We start from the raw sequence: 16,840 nt of genomic DNA on the forward strand, positions 1-16,840 counted from the left end.
ACCTTCTGCGAGCACGTGCGTGCGCGGACCACTGTGTGTTCCCTACGATGTGGTGAGACGGCGGCGCCGCACTACGAGTGCGCGCCGTGCCCACAAGCCCGGGACCGGCTCGGGTGCGATCATGATCAGCTAGTGAGGTCGACCGGATGGTGCTGAACCGCCTGCTCCGCGCGGGTGAGGGCAAGATGGTGAAGCGGCTGCGCAACATCGCCGATCACATCGAAACCCTCGAAGACGACGTGAAGGACCTGTCGGACGCCGAACTGCAGGCGAAGACCGACGAGTTCAAAGAGCGGTACGGCAAGGGTGAATCGCTCGACGAGCTGCTCCCGGAGGCCTTCGCGGTTGCCCGCGAAGCCGCCAAGCGGGTACTCGGCCAGCGGCCCTACGACGTCCAGCTCATGGGCGGCGCCGCACTGCACCTCGGGCAGGTCGCCGAGATGAAGACCGGCGAGGGCAAGACCCTCACCTGCGTGCTCCCGGCGTACCTCAACGCTCTCTCCGGCAAGGGCGTGCACGTCGTCACCACCAACGACTACCTCGCCAAGCGCGACGCCGAGTGGATGGGCCGCATCCACCGCTTCCTCGGGCTCGAGGTCGGCGTGATCCTCGCCGAGCAGGACCCGCAGGAGCGCCGCCGGCACTACGAAGCCGACGTCACCTACGGCACGAACAACGAGTTCGGCTTCGACTACCTGCGCGACAACATGACGTGGTCGCTCGAGGACTGCGTGCAGCGCGGGCACAACTTCGCGATCGTGGACGAGGTCGACTCGATCCTCATCGACGAGGCGCGCACGCCGCTGATCATCTCGGGCCCGGCGGACCAGTCGTCGCGGTGGTACATGGAGTTCGCCCGCCTCGCGCCGCTGATGAAGGGCATCGACACCACCACGATGGGCTCGCGCGAGCGCGTCGAGAAGGCCAACCTGATCAACTCGAAGTACCACTACGAGATCGACGTGCGCAAGCGCACCGTGGCGGTGACCGAAACGGGCGTGCGGTTCGTCGAGGACCAGCTCGGCATCGAGAACCTCTACGAGGCCGCGAACACGCCGCTGGTCGGCTACCTGAACAACGCGCTGAAGGCCAAGGAGCTCTACAACAAGGACAAGGACTACATCGTCCGCGACGGTGAAGTCACGATCGTCGACGAGTTCACGGGCCGCATCCTGGTGGGCCGCCGCTACAACGAGGGCATGCACCAGGCGATCGAGGCCAAGGAAAAGGTCGAGATCAAGGCCGAGAACCAGACGCTCGCCACGATCACGCTGCAGAACTACTTCCGCCTGTACAACAAGCTTTCGGGCATGACCGGTACGGCCGAGACCGAGGCCGCGGAGTTCCACCAGACCTACAAGCTGGGTGTGGTGCCGATCCCGACGAACCGGCCGATGGTGCGCGCCGACCGCGCTGACCTGATCTACAAGACCGAGCAGGCCAAGTTCGAGGCCGTCGCCGAGGACATCGCCGAGCGGCACGAGAAGGGCCAGCCGGTGCTGGTCGGCACCACGAGCGTCGAGAAGTCCGAGCACCTGTCGAAGCTGCTGCTGAAGCTGGGTGTGCCCCACGAGGTGCTGAACGCGAAGTACCACAGCCGGGAGGCGCTGATCGTCGCGCAGGCCGGCAAGATCGGCGCTGTCACGGTCGCCACCAACATGGCCGGTCGCGGTACCGACATCGTGCTGGGCGGCAACCCGGACATCATCGCGGACCAGGTGCTGCGCGAGCGCGGCCTCGACCCGGTGGAGAACTCCGAGGAGTACGAGGCCGCGTGGCCGAAGGTGCTCGAAGAGATCAAGGCCGACGCCAAGGCCGAAGCGGACCAGGTGTGTGAGGCCGGTGGCCTGTACGTGCTGGGCACCGAGCGCCACGAGTCCCGCCGCATCGACAACCAGCTGCGTGGTCGTTCCGGCCGGCAGGGCGACCCGGGCGAGTCGCGGTTCTACCTGTCGCTGGGCGACGACCTCATGCGCCGGTTCAACGCTGTGATGGTGGAGCGCGTGATGACCACGATGCGCCTGCCCGACGACGTGCCGATCGAGCACAAGATGGTCTCCAAGGCCATCAAGAGCGCGCAGACGCAGGTCGAGCAGCTCAACATGGAGACGCGCAAGAACGTCCTCAAGTACGACGAGGTCATGAACGAGCAGCGCAAGGTGATCTACGCCGAGCGCCACCGCGTGCTCGAGGGCGAGGACCTGCGCGAGCAGATCGAGCACATGAGCGTGGACGTCGTCGGTGCGTACGTCGACGGAGCCACCTCCGAGGGCTACGCCGAGGACTGGGACCACGAGCAGCTGTGGACCGCCCTCAAGACGCTCTACCCCGTCGGCCTGGACTGGGACGACCTGGTGGAGAACGGCGACCTCGACGCCGAAGGCCTGCGCGAGGCGCTGGTCAACGACGCGATCGACGCGTACGACAAGCGCGAGGCGGAGATCGACGAGCTGGTGGGCGAGGAGGGCGCGATGCGCCGCCTCGAGCGCCAGGTGATGCTGACCGTGCTGGACCGCAAGTGGCGCGAGCACCTCTACGAGATGGACTACCTCAAGGAGGGCATCGGCATGCGGGCGCTCGCTCAGCGCGACCCGCTGATCGAATACCAGCGCGAGGGCTTCGACATGTTCCGCGCGATGCTCGAATCGCTGAAGGAGGAGGCCGTCGGCTTCCTGTTCAACCTCCAGGTCGAACGCAGCGAGCCGGAACCCGCGCCGCAGCTGGACCCGTCGGCGCTGCCCGCAGGGATCACGTCGGCCACGGGCGCCGCGGCCGCTTCCTTCGGCGACGATGGCGGCCGCCACTCACGCCCGACCCCGCCCCAACCGCCCACGACCGACACCGAGTCGGTGCCGTCGGCCTTGCGCGGCAAGGGCGTCGGCGGCGGTGTCCAATCCGGACTGACCATGTCCGGCCCCGCCGAGGGCGGCGGCGTCGAGTCCCATTCGGACAGTGCCGACTCCGACGGCGCCGGCGGGGGCAACACGCGACGCGAACGCCGCGCCGCCGAGCGCGCACAGGCGAAGAAGGGCAAGAAGGGCCCGCGTCGCTGACGCAGGTTTTTCCGGGGCGGGCCGCATTCGTGCGGCCCGCCCTTTTGTGTGCTGCGCCCGGGGTCGCGTTCAGGCGGCGAAGCACACCCCTGTTGTTGACGCGGTTCTTCGAAGGGCGGGGCGCGGCACGCCTTCACGTGACGGGATCCGCCTACGCGCCTAACGTGGTCAGTGGTGCCGTCGAGGGGGAGAGCCGTGGCTGACCTGGAAACCTTCACGCAGATGTTCGCGCCGGAGTACAAAGCGGACCCGTACCCGCTGTACCGCAAGTGGCGTGAGGCCGAACCCGTCGCCGAGATCGCGCCGGGGTTCCTCGTGGTGAGCGGCCTGGCGGAGGCGACGGAGGTCGTGCGTGATCCCGCGTTCGGGCACCCGCAGCCCGAGGTCCTCGACCCGGCGACCCGCCACCCGGACGACCTGGTCGACGCCGAGGGCCGCCCGGTGGTGTCGTTCCTCGGTCTCAACCCGCCGGACCACACGCGCCTGCGCCGGCTCGTGTCGAAGGCCTTCACACCGCGGATGGTCGAGCGCCTGCGCCCGCGCGTCGAGGACATCACCGCGCGCCTGATCTCCGACCTTATCGACGCCGGTTCGGCCGACCTGATGACCGCGCTGGCCGCGCCGCTGCCGGTCGAGGTCATCAGCGAGATGCTCGGCGTCCCGATGGCCGACCGGTCGCGCTTCGCCGAGTGGTCGCACGCGCTGGCCCGCGCCCTCGACCCGGCGTTCCTCGTCGCCGACTCCGTGCTCGAGGAAGCGGGCGACGCCGGCCGCGAGTTCAACGCCTACTTCCGCGAACTGGCCGCGGAACGCCGCCGCAATCCCGGAGAGGACCTTCTGTCGGACCTCGTCGCTGTCACCGACCAGGGCGACAAGCTCACCGAAGCCGAGCTCCTGGTCACGCTCACCCTCCTGCTCGTCGCCGGCCACGAGACCACCACCAACCTCATCGGCAACGGCGTCCTCGCCCTGCTCGGCACCGAAGCCGGCCTCCGCTCCCTCGGCGACGACGGCGCCCTCGCGCCCAACGCCGTCGAAGAAGTCCTGCGCCACGACTCCCCGGTGCAGCTCACCAGCCGCGTCGCCCTGAAGCCCACGCGCGTCGGCACCACCGACGTCGCCCCCGGCGCCCAGGCGATCGTCCTCATCGGCGCCGCCAACCGCGACCCCGCGACCCACCCGGACCCGGACACCTTCGACCCCACCCGCGAGCCCTCCCGCCACCTCGCCTTCGGCCAGGGCATCCACTTCTGTCTCGGCTCACCTCTGGCCCGCCTCGAAGGCCAGACCGCCCTGCGCGAACTCGCCGTCCGCACGCCGGCGCTGCACCTCGCCGGCCCCCCGACCTGGAACCCGACCATTACCATGCGCGGCCTGTCCCAGCTCCCGGTGGCGATCGGCTGACGCCGTGACCCGCTGTTCGGGACACCCGTCCCATCAAGCAGCCGACGGACGCGCCGGCACCGCACGCGCCGGACCCAGACGCGGCGCCAGCAGGTGGAACCGCGTACACACCCACCCCGTCCGCGTCCGCTCGAACCGCGCGGCCAGAGCGAGCACCCGAGGACCGTTCCGAATGGTCGTCGCGGCCTCCAGCGCAAGATCCGTCGGGTGACACAGGTGCAGCGTCCCGACGCGATGCCGCGTGCTCGGCAGGCGGCTGTGCGTCAGAAGCCGCGCGAACAGGGCCGGGTCGACGAGGTTCTGCACCTGCGCCGCGACGCGGCGGCCACCGAGGACTTCGAGGATGGCGTTGAGGCGGCCGGTGAGCTGGCGCTCGCTCGGGGGTCCCAGGAGCTGAACCACGTTGTGCGCCGTGGGTGGCAGGTCGCGGACCGGTGGGCGGTGCCGCGTGACGTGGCGGACAGGGCGGGGCCGGGCGGCGGGCTCGCTGCCCGCGAGGCCCCGGAGGCGGTGGGTCGTCATGTGTTCCTCCCCTGAAACGCGGACGATCCGCTGCAGGTAGTGCCCGGACAAAACCGAAACCGGGACCGCCTGCGCCTGATCCGGCGAAATCCGCGAATCCGCCCATTTTGATCTGCAAGATGCGCTACGCCCGTTGCCGCGCAGGCGGATCGCTAGGGTGAGCCCGTGCTCAAAGGCTTGCTGGTCGACTACGCCGGCGTCCTCACCGACCCCGACGCCCACCTGCTCTACGACTACCTGCGCGCCATCCGCTCCGGCGGTACGCGCACCGGCCTGGTCTCCAACGCGCCCGGCGCCACGCCGGCCGTCCGCCACGAGCTGGCCGACTACTTCGACACGCTGGTCTTCTCCGGCGAGGTCGGCGTGGCCAAACCCGACCGCGAGATCTACCTCGTGGCCGCCGAACGCCTCGGCCTCGTCGCCGCCACCTGCGCGTTCGTGGACGACGCGGCCCGCAACGTCCGCGGCGCCGCCGAAGCGGGCATGGTCGCCATCCACCACGTCACGATGGAGAACACCCTCGGAGAGCTGGCCGTTCTCTTCAGCTAGACCGTCGCACCAGCTCGAACGACAGCACCGCGGCCGCCGCCGAGACGTTGAGCGACTCGACGTCGCCGGGCATCGGGATGGAGACCCACTCGGTCACCAGCTCGGCCACAGCCGCGCCCACGCCTTCCGTCTCCCCGCCCAGCACGAACGCCGCCCGCTGGGGCAGCGAAACGTCGAACACCGTCGACTTGCCCGACGCACTCAGCGCGTACAGGCCATACCCGGCGTCCGTCAGCATTTCCGCCGCCTCACGCGCGCTGCCGCACCGCAGCACCGGCGCGCGGAACGCCACCCCGGCCGAAGCCTTGACCACCATCGGGTCCAACGTGGCCACCCCCCGCCGCGGCACGATCACGCCTTCCAGACCGGCGGCGGTGGCCGTGCGAAGGATCATGCCGACGTTCGCCGGCGTCGTGATGCCGTCGAGCAGCAGGACCCGCGCGGGCGGGCTTCGGTCGTCCAACGCGGCGGCGAGCGAGCGCATCCGCGGCGCGACGACGTCGGCCAGCACACCCTGGTCCTGCTTGCCGTTGCCGGCCAGCACCTTCACGCGGTGGGCGCTCGCGCGCTGCACCGGCACCCCGGCGTCCTTCGCGGCACGCTGGATCTCGACGGCGGCCGGGCCGCGGGCGGTGTCGGCGAGGATGACCTTGTCCACCTGCAGCCCGTCGTCGGCCAGCGCTTCGAGCACCGGCTTGCGCCCGTAGACGGTCAGGAACCGGTCCTTCGGAGAAACCTCCGCCTCATCACCCACGCCGGTCAGTCTCGCACTGTGTAAGGATCGGCTCATGCCCGACCGCCTGTCCGCGCTCGACGCCTCGTTCCTGTACGTCGAGGACCACGCGACCCCGATGCACGTCGGCGGCGTGGCCATCTTCGAGCGCCCGCGCGGCGGGCTCGACTACGCGCAGGTGCTCGACCTCGTCGGCTCGCGCCTGCCGTTCCTGCCGCGCTACCGCCAGCGCGTGCTCGACGTCCCCGGGCACCTCGCCCGGCCCGTGTGGGTGGACGACGTCGACTTCGACCTCAACTACCACGTCCGCCGCTCCGCGCTGCCCCAGCCGGGCACCGACGAGCAGCTGTTCGACCTGGTCGCGCGCCTGATGTCGCGCCGGCTCGCGCCCGAACGCCCGCTCTGGGAGGCCTACTTCGTCGAGGGTCTCGTCGGCGACCGGGTGGCGCTGGTGACGAAGACGCACCAGTCCGTTGTGGACGGTATCGGCACGATCGACCTCGGCCAGCTCATCCTCGACGACACCCCGGCGCCGCCCGAGCCGTACGAGGACACCTGGACACCGCGCCGCGAGCCGAGCCGCGCGCAGCTGATGATCGACGCCGTGAGCGAGGCCGTGCAACGCCCGGGTGAGCTGGTCGAGAACGTCCGCTCCGCCGCCAACGACGCGTGGGCGTCGGTCGGCAAGGTCGCCGAGACGCTGGGGGAGGTGGCGTCCACGCTGCGCACCGTCGTCAACCCGGCGCCGCAGGGCCCGCTCAACGTGCGTGTGTCCGGCGGCCGGCTGTTCTCCGTGGTGCGCACGCGGCTGGAGGACTACCGGAAGGTCCGCGCGGAGCACGGCGGGACCGTCAACGACGTGATTCTCACCGCGATCACCGGCGCGCTGCGCGAGTGGCTCCTTTCGCGCGGGGTGAACCTCACGTCCACGGCCACCGTGCGCGCGCTGGTGCCCCTGGCCGTGCGCGACGAGGACACGGCCGAGTACTCCACACCGGCGCTCGTCGGCAACCAGGTGGCGGCCTACCTCGTCGACCTGCCGGTGGGCGAGCCGAACCCCGTGCTGCGGCTGCAGCACGTCGGCCACGCGATGAGCGCGCACCTCGACTCCGGCCGTTCCGTCGCCGCGCGCGGGCTGCTGAAGGTGAGCGGCTTCGCCCCGGCGACGCTGCATTCACTCGGCGCGCGGGCCGGCGGTTCGCTGTCGGGCCGGATTTTCAACCTCATGATCACCAACTCGCCGGGGCCGCAGGAACCGGTGTACGCGGGTGAGGCGAAACTGATCGAGATGTTCCCCGTGATGCCGCTGATGCGCACCCAGGCGCTGGCGATCGGGGTCACGTCCTACCGCGGCGGTGTCTACTTCGGACTCAACGGCGACCGCAAGGCCGCGTTCGACGTCGACCTGCTCGGCGGGATGATCGAAGAAGCGTTGGAAGAGCTGAAGGGGGCGCACTGGTGAGGGTCTACATTCCGGCGACGATCGCGATGCTTCGCGAACTCGAGTCGAACGGCGAGTTCCGGGCCCGCAGCGGCACGGCGTTCGCGCTGACGCCAGGGCTGCGCGAGGCGTACGCGAGCGGCTCCGACGAAGAGCTGGAGTACGCCGCGTTGCTGGACGCCGCCCGCGCGTCGCTTCGCCTGATCAACGCGGAGGAAAAGGGCGAGCCCCGCCGCGCCGTCATCTCGGCCGACGTGGACAACGTGACGTTGCGCGCGGACCTCGACGCCGCCGTCGTCCGCCTCGACGGCCCCGTCGCGCTCAGCCGGATCGCCGCGATCCACGTCGACTCCGCCGAAGCCGCCGACGCCGTCTCCGCGGCCGCCGCCGTGATCGACGCCGCCGACCTCGGCGACGAGGACGCCGAGTTCGTGCTCGGTGATGCGGAGGATCATGAGCTGGCTTGGTATGCGCCGCAGGAGCTGCCGTTCTTGCTGGAGCTGATGTAGGCCCCGTTTTTGTCGGACCCGGCTGGCAGAGTTCGGACTCGTGACCGAACTTGACTTCTGGCAGCTCATCGACTCCTCCCACGCCGACGTGGCCGCCCGCGCCGGCGAGCTGCTCGCGGCCCGCCCGCGCGCGGAAATCGTTGCCGCGCACAGGGTTTTGGGCGGACTCCTCACGGGGTCCTACCGCAGTCCTCTGTGGGCCGCCGCGTACCTCGTCAACGGCGGCTGCTCCGACGACGGCTTCGACTACTTCCGCGGCTGGCTCCTCACCCAGGGCCGCGAGGTCTTCACCCGCGCCCTCGCCGACCCCGACTCGCTGGCCGACGTGCCGGGCGTTCGCGCCGCCGCCGCCGACGGGGAGGAGCTGGAGTGCGAAGAGATCCTCTACTTCACCGCAGCGGCCTATCTTTCGGCCACCGGGGAACCGCTTCCTGAGGACCCGCCCGTCTCGCTGCCGCCGCTGGACCCGGACTTCGACATCGAGGACCCGGACTCGGCTCGGGAACGGTTGCCGCGGTTGTCCGCGCTGTTCGCCGCCTGAGCCGGGCTAGCGGCGGCCGAGACCGTCGATCATCAACCCCACCGTGAAGTCGAACCGGTCGTGGCCCTCGCCGGCCGTGAGTTCCGTGGCGTGGCGCGTCGTGTGGGGGAACGTCTCGGCGGGCAGGGCGGTGAGGCGGCGGCGGAGTTCGTCGCGGTCGAGGACCCAGGCGGTGTCGTCGCGGGTTGAGCGTTGGCGGGCGATGGAGAGCTCCAGGCAGTAGGACGCGACGTACAGCAGGAGGGCGTCGATGGCCCACGCGGCGGTCTGCGGCGCGACGCTGCCCGTGAGCAGGATCGCGAGCATGCCTTCGTTGACGCGCACGGCTTCCAGGTCGGTGGGGACCATCGCGAACGCGGCGCTGGAGATGCCGGGGTAGCGCAGGTACTGGTCGCGCAGCTGTTCGCACACGTCGCGGATCTGGTCGCGCCACTCCTCGGCGGAAGGCGAGGGCAGCGCGAGCTCGGAGCACAGCCGTCCGATGAGCAGCTCGCCGAGGTCGGCCTTGTTGACCACGTGGTTGTAGAGCGACGCGGGTCCGGTGTCGAGGGCGTCGGCCAGGCGCCGCATGGTCAGGGCCTCGTAGCCCTCCCGGGCGATCACGTCCAGCGCCGTGTCGATGACCTGTTCCACGATCGGGGTTTTGCGACGGCGCCGCGGTCGGGTGTCGGCCTGGAGGTTCGGCGGCTGGTGGCGCGCCGCACGTCGCTCTCGCGGGTTCACGGGGACCACCCTAGCTTGACACGAACAACGTTCGTAAGTAGAACATTGTTCGTGTCGGACGAACGCGTAGACGTGACCGTGGTCGGCGCCGGGCCGGTGGGCCTCGTGCTCGCCGCCGAGCTGGCCTTGTCCGGAGCAAAAGTGCAGGTACTGGAGCGGCTGACTGAGCTGGACGAGGCGGTGAAGGCCGGCGCGATCAACGTGCCGACGGCCGAGGCCCTCGACCGCCGCGGCCTGCTGCCGGCGGCCGAGCAGGTGCAGCGGGAGCTGCTGGGGCAGGTGGGGTCATTCGCCCGCCTGGTCGAGAAACGGGAAGGCCCGCGGTTCACCGGCCACTTCGCGGGCATGGTGCTCGACGCCGACCTCGTCGACTGGTCCGATCCCGACCTCGCCGCCCACACCGCCGTCGACGGTGCGCGGCTGGTGCCGCAGCGCGAGCTGGAGGCGCTGCTGGCCGAGCACGTCGCGCGGCTCGGCGTGCCGGTGCGGCGCGGGGTGGAGGTCACGTCGCTCGAAGACACCGGCGACGGCATGCTCGTCGGAACCACGGCCGGCCCGGTGCGCACGGCGTGGCTGGTCGGCTGCGATGGCGGGCACAGCGCCGTCCGCCGCCTCGCCGGCATCGACTTTCCCGGCACCGCCCCCGAGCTCACCGGGCGCCTGGCCGTCGCCGACATCGCCGACCCGGAGAAGCTCGCCGACGGCTGGGCGTGGTCGGCCGCGGGCGCCTACCGCTGCGGCCCGCAGCCCGGCCGCGTGACCACCGTCGAGTTCGACGGCGGCCCCGCCGATCGCACGACGCCCGTCACCCTGGAGGAGGTGCAGAGCAGCCTGCGCCGCGTCTCCGGCACCGACGTCACCCTCACCGCCCTGCGCGGCACCGCCACCCGCTGGACCGACAACACCCGCCAGGCCGCCACCTACCGCTCCGGCCGCGTTTTCCTCGCCGGCGACGCCGCCCACGTCCACCCGCCCTTCGGCGGCCAGGGCCTCAACCTCGGTGTCGGCGACGCGATGAACCTGGGCTGGAAACTGGGCGCCGTCATCGCCGGCTGGGCTCCCGACGGACTGTTGACCACGTACGACGCCGAACGCCACCCTCTCGGCGCCTGGGTCCTGGACTGGACGCGCGCCCAGATCGGCGTCCTGCGCGGCGACCCCAAGTCGGCCGCGCTGCGCACCGTCGTCGCCGACCTCCTCGCCACCCCCGACGGCGCCACCCACGCCGTCAAGAAGATCTCCGGCGTCACCCAGCGCCTCGACCTGCCCGGCGACCACCCGCTGATCGGCCGCTACGCCCCGGACGTGTGGCTGTCCGACGGCTCCCGCCTCGCCGACCACACCCACTCGGGCGGATTCGTCCTGCTCGACCGCACTCCCGACGGCGCTTTCGCGGCTCTCGCCGCCCCGTGGTCCACCCGCGTCACCACCGTCCCCGACGCCCCCACGACCCCGACCGGTCTCCTGCTCCGCCCGGACGGCGTCGTCGCCTGGGCCACGGACACCCCCGACCCCGCCGATCTCGCGACCGTCCTGCACCAGTGGGCCGGCGCGCCCTCACCCGAACCCGCGCAGGTGGGCTGAACCACCGCGTGCGTCAGCCTCCGATGAGCGTGCCGACCTGGTCGGCCGCCGGGGCCGTGACGTTCACCGGCGAGCCCCACGCCGAGTAGCGCGCCGTGATGCGGGCGCTGCCCTGGCCGCCTGAGCCGCGCAGGATGGCGGACAGGTCGAGGACCAGCTGCAGTGGCCGGTTGTCCTCGTCGAGCCACAGGTCGAGGGGGACCTTCGTGCCACCGAACTGGGCGTCAGCCGGGAGGCCCGCGGGCAGCTCGGCGCCGAGGTGGGCCAGGTCGACGTCGACGCGGTAGTGGGAGGCATCGGTGCCGTCGAGGGTGGTCGTGTCGCTGGCAGTGAGGGTGCCGGCGGTGCGGACCTGTTCGAGCGTGCGCGCGGGGTCGTTCTGTTCGGCGAGCTGCGCGAGGCTGCCGCCGAGGACCTGGGAGAACGGGTCGCTGCCGTCGGGCGAGACCTTCACCCAGGGTTTGCGGCCGGTCACCTGGTCGAGGGCGCTCGGGGGAACCTTCGCGTACAGCGTCTGCGCGACCAAGCGCAGCTCCAGCGGCTCGCCGACGTAGTCCGTGGTCATCTGCAGCGACGTCCCACCGGGGCCGAACACGGCCTCACCCTGACCGTGGGACACGAGCGCACCCGCGGCGACGTCGGTGGTGAACTTCGCGGAGTGACCGGCGTTCGTCGCCGCGACGGCGGCGTCGGCCAGGGCGCGCGCGTCGGAGAACCGCTCGGGCGAAGCCGAACACCCGCCGATCACGAGCAGCGCGGCGCACGCCAAAGCCGTCCTGCGCATCCGGAAAACCCCGTCCTGACCGGCGGAAAGAGACCCTACAAAAGCACAGGTGCACCCGAGAACCCGTTCGGGGGAAGTGGAATTACCCGTAGTAATGCGAAGGCGCCCCGACGGTTGTCGAGGCGCCCTTCAGGCCAAGCATCGAGCGGTCAGCCGCCCATGTGCTTCGCGAGCTCGCCCAGGTCCGCGACCTGGTCGGCCGGCGGAGCGGTGACCTCGACCGGGGCGCCCCAGTCGCTGTACTTGACGACGATCTTGCCGGAGCCCGCGGCCGAGGCCGGCACGCCCATCGCCTTCATCATTTCGCTCTCGTCCATCGTGATCTGGAGCGGGAGCTGGTCCTTGTTGACCCAGAGCTCGGCCGGCATCTTGATGTCCTTGCCCTTGAGCAATTCCTTGACCTGGGCCTGGGACTCGGCCGGGACACTGGCCAGCATCTTGTCCATCGACTTGGCGATGTCGATCTCGAACTTGTAGTGGTTCACCGGCTGGCCGTCCAGCGTGGTCTGGTCGGAGCTGACGATCCGGCCGGCCTCGCTGATCTGGTCGAGGATCTTCGTCGGGTCACTCTGCTCGGAAGCCTGCGACATGCTCCCGGCGAGAGCCTTCGAAATCGGGTCGTTCGCGTCGGGCGAGATCTTGACCCACGGCTTGTCGGTGCCCATCTGCGAGGCCTCAGACGCCGGGAGTTTCATGTACATCGTCTTGTCGATGAGCCGGATCTCGCTCTGCTCACCGTCGGTGGTCATCGTCATCGACATCTTCAAGTTGGCCGGGTCGTAGGACATGAGGCCCTCGGCGGTCACGTTCTTTCCGCCGACCGACATGGTCATCGACATCTTCGACGACTTCGACTTCGCGGTGCCCTGCTTGGACGCATTCGCCAGCTCAAGCACGTTCGCGAACGGCGAGGCGATCCCCGAGGAGGCCTTGTCGCCCGCCGGCGCCGCGGTCCCGTTCTCAGACTTCGAACCACAGCCGGTCAGCACGAGCGCCAGCGCGGCACCCGCGGCGACGACGAAAGTGGTTTTGCGCATGCAATCCCCCTAGGAAGGTCATTACTCCACCCGCAGTATCGCTGGATCGGGGCAACAGTTACGCCCTTTCGATCACGATTTGGGTAGTCAATCACCCGTTGTGTCGTCCACCTGCGGAGTAATCATGGGACGTACGGTGACCGTCGCCGGTTCCCGCTGAAGTCATCGGGTCGCGACGGGAAGCTCCTCGAGTCCGCGCATCAGTGTCGAGAACCGCCACCGCGCCGGATCGGCGCCGTCGGCGAGCCGAAGCGCCGGAAAGCGTTCGATGAGCGCGCCGAGCGCGATCGCTCCCTCCAGTCGGGCGAGCGGCGCGCCGAGACAGTGGTGGATGCCGTGCCCGAACGCCAGGTGCCCACCGGCCGGTCGGGTCACGTCGAGCTCATCGGGATCCGCGAACCGCTCGCCGTCGCGGTTCGCGGAAAGCAGCGACACGGAGAGGAACTCGTTCGCCGGGATCTCGACGCCACCGACCGTGATCGGGGCGGTGGTGAACCGCGTGGTCGCGATGTGGACCGGTCCGTCGTAGCGCAGGAGCTCCTCGACGGCGTTCGGCACGAGCGACGGGTCAGCCCGCAATGCCGCGAGCTGCGCGGGGGCCCGCAGCAGCGCGAGCGTGCCGTTGGCGATGAGGCTGACCGTGGTGTCGTGCCCGGCGATCACGAGCAACTCGGCCATGGCGACGAGCTCCTGCTCCGACAGGCGGTCGCCGCTGTCGGTCACGGCGACCAGGTCGGACAGCAGGTCTTCGGCCGGCTCGGCCCGCTTGGCGGTGACGAGGTCACGCAGGTAGGTCAGAAACAGCTCGGACGCCTCGACGAGCCGCTGGTCACCGGCCGACGTGATCACCTCGACCCACGAGCCGAACTTCTCGCGGTCGGTTTCGGGCACGCCCAGCAGCTCGCAGATGACGATCATCGGCAGCGGCGCGGCGAAGCTCGCGACCAGGTCGACCCGATCCTGTCCGGCCATCGCGTCGAGCAGCTCGGCGGTCACGCTCTCGATCCGCGGCCGCAGGCGCGCGATCGCCCGGGTCGTGAACACCTTCGCGACGAGACGCCGCAGCCGCGTGTGGTCCGGCGGGTCGCTGTTGAGCATGTGGACTTCGAGCAGCCGGAAGGCCGGCGACAGCATCGCGAACGACGAGCCGTGTCGCTCGGCGATGATCTGGGCGCGCCTGCCCTCGTCCTTGTGGACGTCCGGGCTGGTCAGGACCTGCTTGACGTCCTCGTACCTGGTGACGAGCCACGACCGCATTCCCCGCGGCGTCTGCACCAGCCGGACGTGTGCTTCGATCCGCAGCTTCGCTTCGATCTCGTGGGGATTCTGGACGTACTCGATGTCGAGGGGGTAGGCCTCGGGGTCGGTCGGCACGGGCGGCGGCTCCTTGTGGTGGGGATTCCCACCCCATCGACTCCGCGCGCGGTTGCCAACCTCCGGCCGCCGTCAGCGCCCGTTTTTCCCGTGATCAAGAGTCACTCCGCGCCACCCGCGCGTGAAACGAGCAGCCGACGCAGCGACGCCAGCCGCTCGGCGCTCGCGCGGCCTTCGGTGACGACGGCGTCGAGCGCGCAGTCCGGGTCCTCCGGTGGGCCGAGGTGGCCGCAATTCGTGGGGCACTCCTCGGCGGCCTCGGCGAACTCCTCGAAGGCGTTCACGATGTCGTCGGCGGTCACGTGCGCCAGCCCGAACGACCGCACGCCCGGCGTGTCGATCACCCAGCCGCCGCCCGCGAGGGGCAGCGGCAGCGCGACGGCCGCCACGGATGTGTGGCGTCCCTTGCCGACGGAGCTGACGACGCCCGTGGCGAGCTCGGCGGCAGGCACCAGGCGGTTGACCAACGTGGACTTGCCGACGCCGGAGTGCCCGACCAACGCGGACACGCGGCCTTCGAGGCGCTCGGCCAGGCCTTCGGGCTTCTCGTCGTGGCGCGTGACGATGGCGGGCACGTCGAGGCCCGCGTAGCTCGCGAGCAGCTCGTCGGGGCTGGCGAGGTCGGCTTTCGTGAGACAGAGGACGGGCTCGAGCCCGCCCGCGTAGCAGGCGACCAGGCAGCGGTCGATAAACCCGGTCCGCGGTGGGGGATCGGCGAGTGACGTGACGATCAGAAGCTGGGCGGCGTTCGCGACGACCACGCGCTCGTACGGGTCGGTGTCGTCGGCGGTGCGGCGCAGCACGCTGGTGCGCTCGTCGACGCGGACGATGCGCGCGAGCGTGTCCGGCAGGCCCGAGACGTCGCCGACCAGGGCGACCATGTCCCCGACGACCACGGAGACGCGCCCCATCTCGCGGGCGCGCATGGCCGTCACCACGCGTTCGGGGTCGGCGTTCACGGCGCACGTCCAGCGGCCGCGGTCCTTGCCGATCACCATGGCGGTGACGGCGTCGGCGTGCTCGGGCCGGCGTTTGGTCCGGGGCCTGGTGCCCTTGCCGGGGCGAACCCGCACGTCGGATTCGTCCAGCTTGCTCCAGTCGCCTCTCGCCAAACCGCCCACCGTCCTCCCGCTCGTCCTGCCTGGTCGAAATGATCCCATGCCGGTCGCGCCCGGCCCGGCCTGCGTGTAACGATGGCGTCTTGAGAGGTGCGAGGAGGCTGGCATGTGCGGCCGTTACGCGGCGACGAAGGACCCGGCGAAGCTGATCGACGAGTTCGCGGCGGTCGATTTGACCGAGGGTGCCGCGCGCGAGGACTACAACGTCGCGCCGACCAAGAACGTCGTCACCGTGGTCCAGCGCCACCCCCGCGACGCCGAGGGGCAGGTGCTCGAGGACGAGCCCGGCGAGCGGTCGCTGCGGATCATGAAGTGGGGCCTCGTGCCGTTCTGGGCGAAGGACCCCTCCGTCGGCTCGCGCATGATCAACACGCGTGCCGAGACGGCGGCTGAAAAGCCGGCCTTCAAACGCGCTTTGAAGTCGCGCCGCTGCCTGGTCCCGGCCGACGGCTGGTTCGAATGGCGCCGCACGGGCAAGGAGAAGGAGCCGTTCTACATGACGGATCCTTCCGGCTCGTCGCTCGCGTTCGGCGGGATCTGGGAGAGCTGGCGCCCGAAGGACGGCTCGTCGGACGAGCAGCCCCTGATCACGTTCTCCATCATCACGACCGACGCCGAGGGCCAGCTGCGGGGCATCCACGACCGCATGCCGCTGATCGTCCCGCGCGAGCACTGGGACGGCTGGCTCGACCCGGACGAGTCCTCCGTGGACGGTCTTCTCGTGCCCACGCCGCCGGACTTCGTCGAGTCGCTCGAGCTGCGCCCGATTTCCACGCTGGTCAACAACGTCCGCAACAACGGCCCCCAACTGCTCACGCGCGCCGAGCCCGCCGCCTCGGAAACCCTGTTCGACGCGCCATGACCACTCTCGAGATCGACACTCCCCACGGCCCCGCGCGCGCCGAGCTCCACTGCGCCAAGGACGGCGCCGCCGTGCTCCTGCTCGGCCACGGCGCGGGCGGGGGCATCGGGGCCAAGGACCTGGTGGCGGTCGCGCGGGCCGCGAAGGCCGCCGGGGTGCACGTGGCTTTGGTGGAGCAGCCGTACCGGGTCGCGGGGCGCCGGGCGCCCGCACCGGCGAATCAGCTGGACACGGCTTGGCTGGCTGTGGCGGACGAGTTGTCGGCGCACTTCGACGACCTGCCGTTGGTCTTCGGCGGCCGTTCCTCGGGCGCGCGGGTTGCCTGCCGGACAGCTTCGGCCGGCCAGGCTGTGGCGGTGTTGTGCCTGGCGTTTCCCGAGCACCCGCCGGGCCGGCCGGAGAAGACGCGGCAGCCGGAGCTCGATGCGGTGGAAGTGCCGACCCTGGTGGTGCAGGGCGAGCGCGACCCGTTCGGCCGCCCTTCGGCGGGGCCGCACCACGAGGTGGTGATGGTCTCGGGGGACCACACTTTGTCGGCTGACTTGGACGCGGTGTCGCGCGCGGCGGCGGAGTGGTTGGGGCGGGTGTTGAGGCCGCACCTCTGAG

Annotated in this window: 16 protein-coding genes; 9 read left to right on the forward strand and 7 right to left on the reverse strand. The window is 70.6% G+C overall.

All coding sequences use genetic code 11. The features are described from left to right. The first annotated feature begins 146 nt into the window (after nucleotides 1–146). Both secA and ABZU76_RS03330 read left to right on the forward strand, forming a co-directional pair. The gene (gene secA, locus ABZU76_RS03325) at nucleotides 147–3,053 is read left to right on the forward strand and encodes a preprotein translocase subunit SecA (protein ID WP_354864551.1); all 2,907 of its coding nucleotides are present in this window, start codon (nucleotides 147–149) and stop codon (nucleotides 3,051–3,053) included. A 195-nt stretch (nucleotides 3,054–3,248) separates the two neighbouring features. Next, nucleotides 3,249–4,457 carry a cytochrome P450 gene (locus ABZU76_RS03330; protein WP_354864552.1) on the forward strand — a complete coding sequence of 403 codons (1,209 nt, stop codon included), beginning with the start codon at nucleotides 3,249–3,251 and terminating at the stop codon, nucleotides 4,455–4,457. A 33-nt stretch (nucleotides 4,458–4,490) separates the two neighbouring features. Here ABZU76_RS03330 and ABZU76_RS03335 read toward each other — a convergent pair whose 3' ends face one another. Further along, on the reverse strand, nucleotides 4,491–4,979 hold the full coding sequence (locus ABZU76_RS03335) for an Rv3235 family protein (protein ID WP_354864554.1): 489 nt from the start codon (nucleotides 4,977–4,979) through the stop codon (nucleotides 4,491–4,493). Between the two features lie 165 nt (nucleotides 4,980–5,144). Here ABZU76_RS03335 and ABZU76_RS03340 point away from each other — a divergent pair, with 165 nt between their 5' ends. Then, complete coding sequence (locus ABZU76_RS03340) at nucleotides 5,145–5,528, forward strand: HAD-IA family hydrolase (RefSeq protein WP_354864556.1); 384 nt, start codon at nucleotides 5,145–5,147, stop codon at nucleotides 5,526–5,528. On the opposite strand, the gene ABZU76_RS03345 is transcribed toward ABZU76_RS03340, so the two are convergent. After that, nucleotides 5,521–6,282 (reverse strand): RNA methyltransferase, encoded by a 762-nt coding sequence (locus ABZU76_RS03345; RefSeq protein WP_354864558.1) that lies wholly within the window; start codon nucleotides 6,280–6,282, stop codon nucleotides 5,521–5,523. The genes ABZU76_RS03340 and ABZU76_RS03345 overlap by 8 nt on opposite strands. A gap of 34 nt (nucleotides 6,283–6,316) precedes the next feature. Between ABZU76_RS03345 and ABZU76_RS03350 the strand changes: the two genes are divergently transcribed. From ABZU76_RS03350 to ABZU76_RS03360, 3 genes are read left to right on the forward strand one after another with little or no spacing between them, the layout of a single operon-like run. After that, the gene (locus ABZU76_RS03350; protein WP_354864560.1) at nucleotides 6,317–7,723 is read left to right on the forward strand and encodes a wax ester/triacylglycerol synthase family O-acyltransferase; all 1,407 of its coding nucleotides are present in this window, start codon (nucleotides 6,317–6,319) and stop codon (nucleotides 7,721–7,723) included. Continuing rightward, nucleotides 7,720–8,211, forward strand: a complete 492-nt coding sequence (locus tag ABZU76_RS03355) for a hypothetical protein (protein ID WP_354864561.1) — start codon at nucleotides 7,720–7,722, stop codon at nucleotides 8,209–8,211. The genes ABZU76_RS03350 and ABZU76_RS03355 overlap by 4 nt, the downstream gene beginning before the upstream one ends. Nucleotides 8,212–8,251: 40 nt before the next feature. Next, nucleotides 8,252–8,752: a DUF4240 domain-containing protein gene (locus ABZU76_RS03360; RefSeq protein ID WP_354864563.1), complete on the forward strand. Its 501-nt coding sequence runs from the start codon at nucleotides 8,252–8,254 to the stop codon at nucleotides 8,750–8,752. A 6-nt stretch (nucleotides 8,753–8,758) separates the two neighbouring features. Here the strand turns inward: ABZU76_RS03360 and ABZU76_RS03365 are convergent, their stop codons facing one another. Further along, entirely contained in the window at nucleotides 8,759–9,475 is a 717-nt protein-coding gene (locus tag ABZU76_RS03365; protein ID WP_354864565.1) for a TetR/AcrR family transcriptional regulator C-terminal domain-containing protein, read from the reverse strand. A gap of 51 nt (nucleotides 9,476–9,526) precedes the next feature. On the opposite strand from ABZU76_RS03365, the gene ABZU76_RS03370 reads away from it, so the two are divergent. Then, nucleotides 9,527–11,059, forward strand: a complete 1,533-nt coding sequence (locus tag ABZU76_RS03370; protein ID WP_354864567.1) for an FAD-dependent monooxygenase — start codon at nucleotides 9,527–9,529, stop codon at nucleotides 11,057–11,059. Nucleotides 11,060–11,072: 13 nt separating this feature from the next. Here ABZU76_RS03370 and ABZU76_RS03375 read toward each other — a convergent pair whose 3' ends face one another. From ABZU76_RS03375 to rsgA, 4 genes are all read right to left on the reverse strand, one after another. Next, on the reverse strand, nucleotides 11,073–11,843 hold the full coding sequence (locus ABZU76_RS03375; protein ID WP_354864569.1) for a hypothetical protein: 771 nt from the start codon (nucleotides 11,841–11,843) through the stop codon (nucleotides 11,073–11,075). 149 nt (nucleotides 11,844–11,992) lie between these two features. Further along, nucleotides 11,993–12,880 (reverse strand): hypothetical protein, encoded by an 888-nt coding sequence (locus ABZU76_RS03380; protein WP_354864571.1) that lies wholly within the window; start codon nucleotides 12,878–12,880, stop codon nucleotides 11,993–11,995. Nucleotides 12,881–13,042: 162 nt separating this feature from the next. Next, nucleotides 13,043–14,254 (reverse strand): cytochrome P450, encoded by a 1,212-nt coding sequence (locus ABZU76_RS03385; protein ID WP_354864573.1) that lies wholly within the window; start codon nucleotides 14,252–14,254, stop codon nucleotides 13,043–13,045. Nucleotides 14,255–14,355: 101 nt separating this feature from the next. Further along, the gene (rsgA, locus tag ABZU76_RS03390; RefSeq protein WP_354864575.1) at nucleotides 14,356–15,366 is read right to left on the reverse strand and encodes a ribosome small subunit-dependent GTPase A; all 1,011 of its coding nucleotides are present in this window, start codon (nucleotides 15,364–15,366) and stop codon (nucleotides 14,356–14,358) included. Nucleotides 15,367–15,478: 112 nt separating this feature from the next. Between rsgA and ABZU76_RS03395 the strand changes: the two genes are divergently transcribed. Beyond that, complete coding sequence (locus ABZU76_RS03395) at nucleotides 15,479–16,234, forward strand: SOS response-associated peptidase (protein WP_354864577.1); 756 nt, start codon at nucleotides 15,479–15,481, stop codon at nucleotides 16,232–16,234. Beyond that, nucleotides 16,231–16,839 (forward strand): alpha/beta family hydrolase, encoded by a 609-nt coding sequence (locus ABZU76_RS03400; RefSeq protein ID WP_220244022.1) that lies wholly within the window; start codon nucleotides 16,231–16,233, stop codon nucleotides 16,837–16,839. Before ABZU76_RS03395 ends, ABZU76_RS03400 begins: the two co-directional genes overlap by 4 nt. Nucleotide 16,840: the final 1 nt, after the last annotated feature.

Origin of the sequence: Amycolatopsis sp. NPDC005232, assembly GCF_040607795.1 — a bacterium.
Lineage (GTDB): Bacteria > Actinomycetota > Actinomycetes > Mycobacteriales > Pseudonocardiaceae > Amycolatopsis.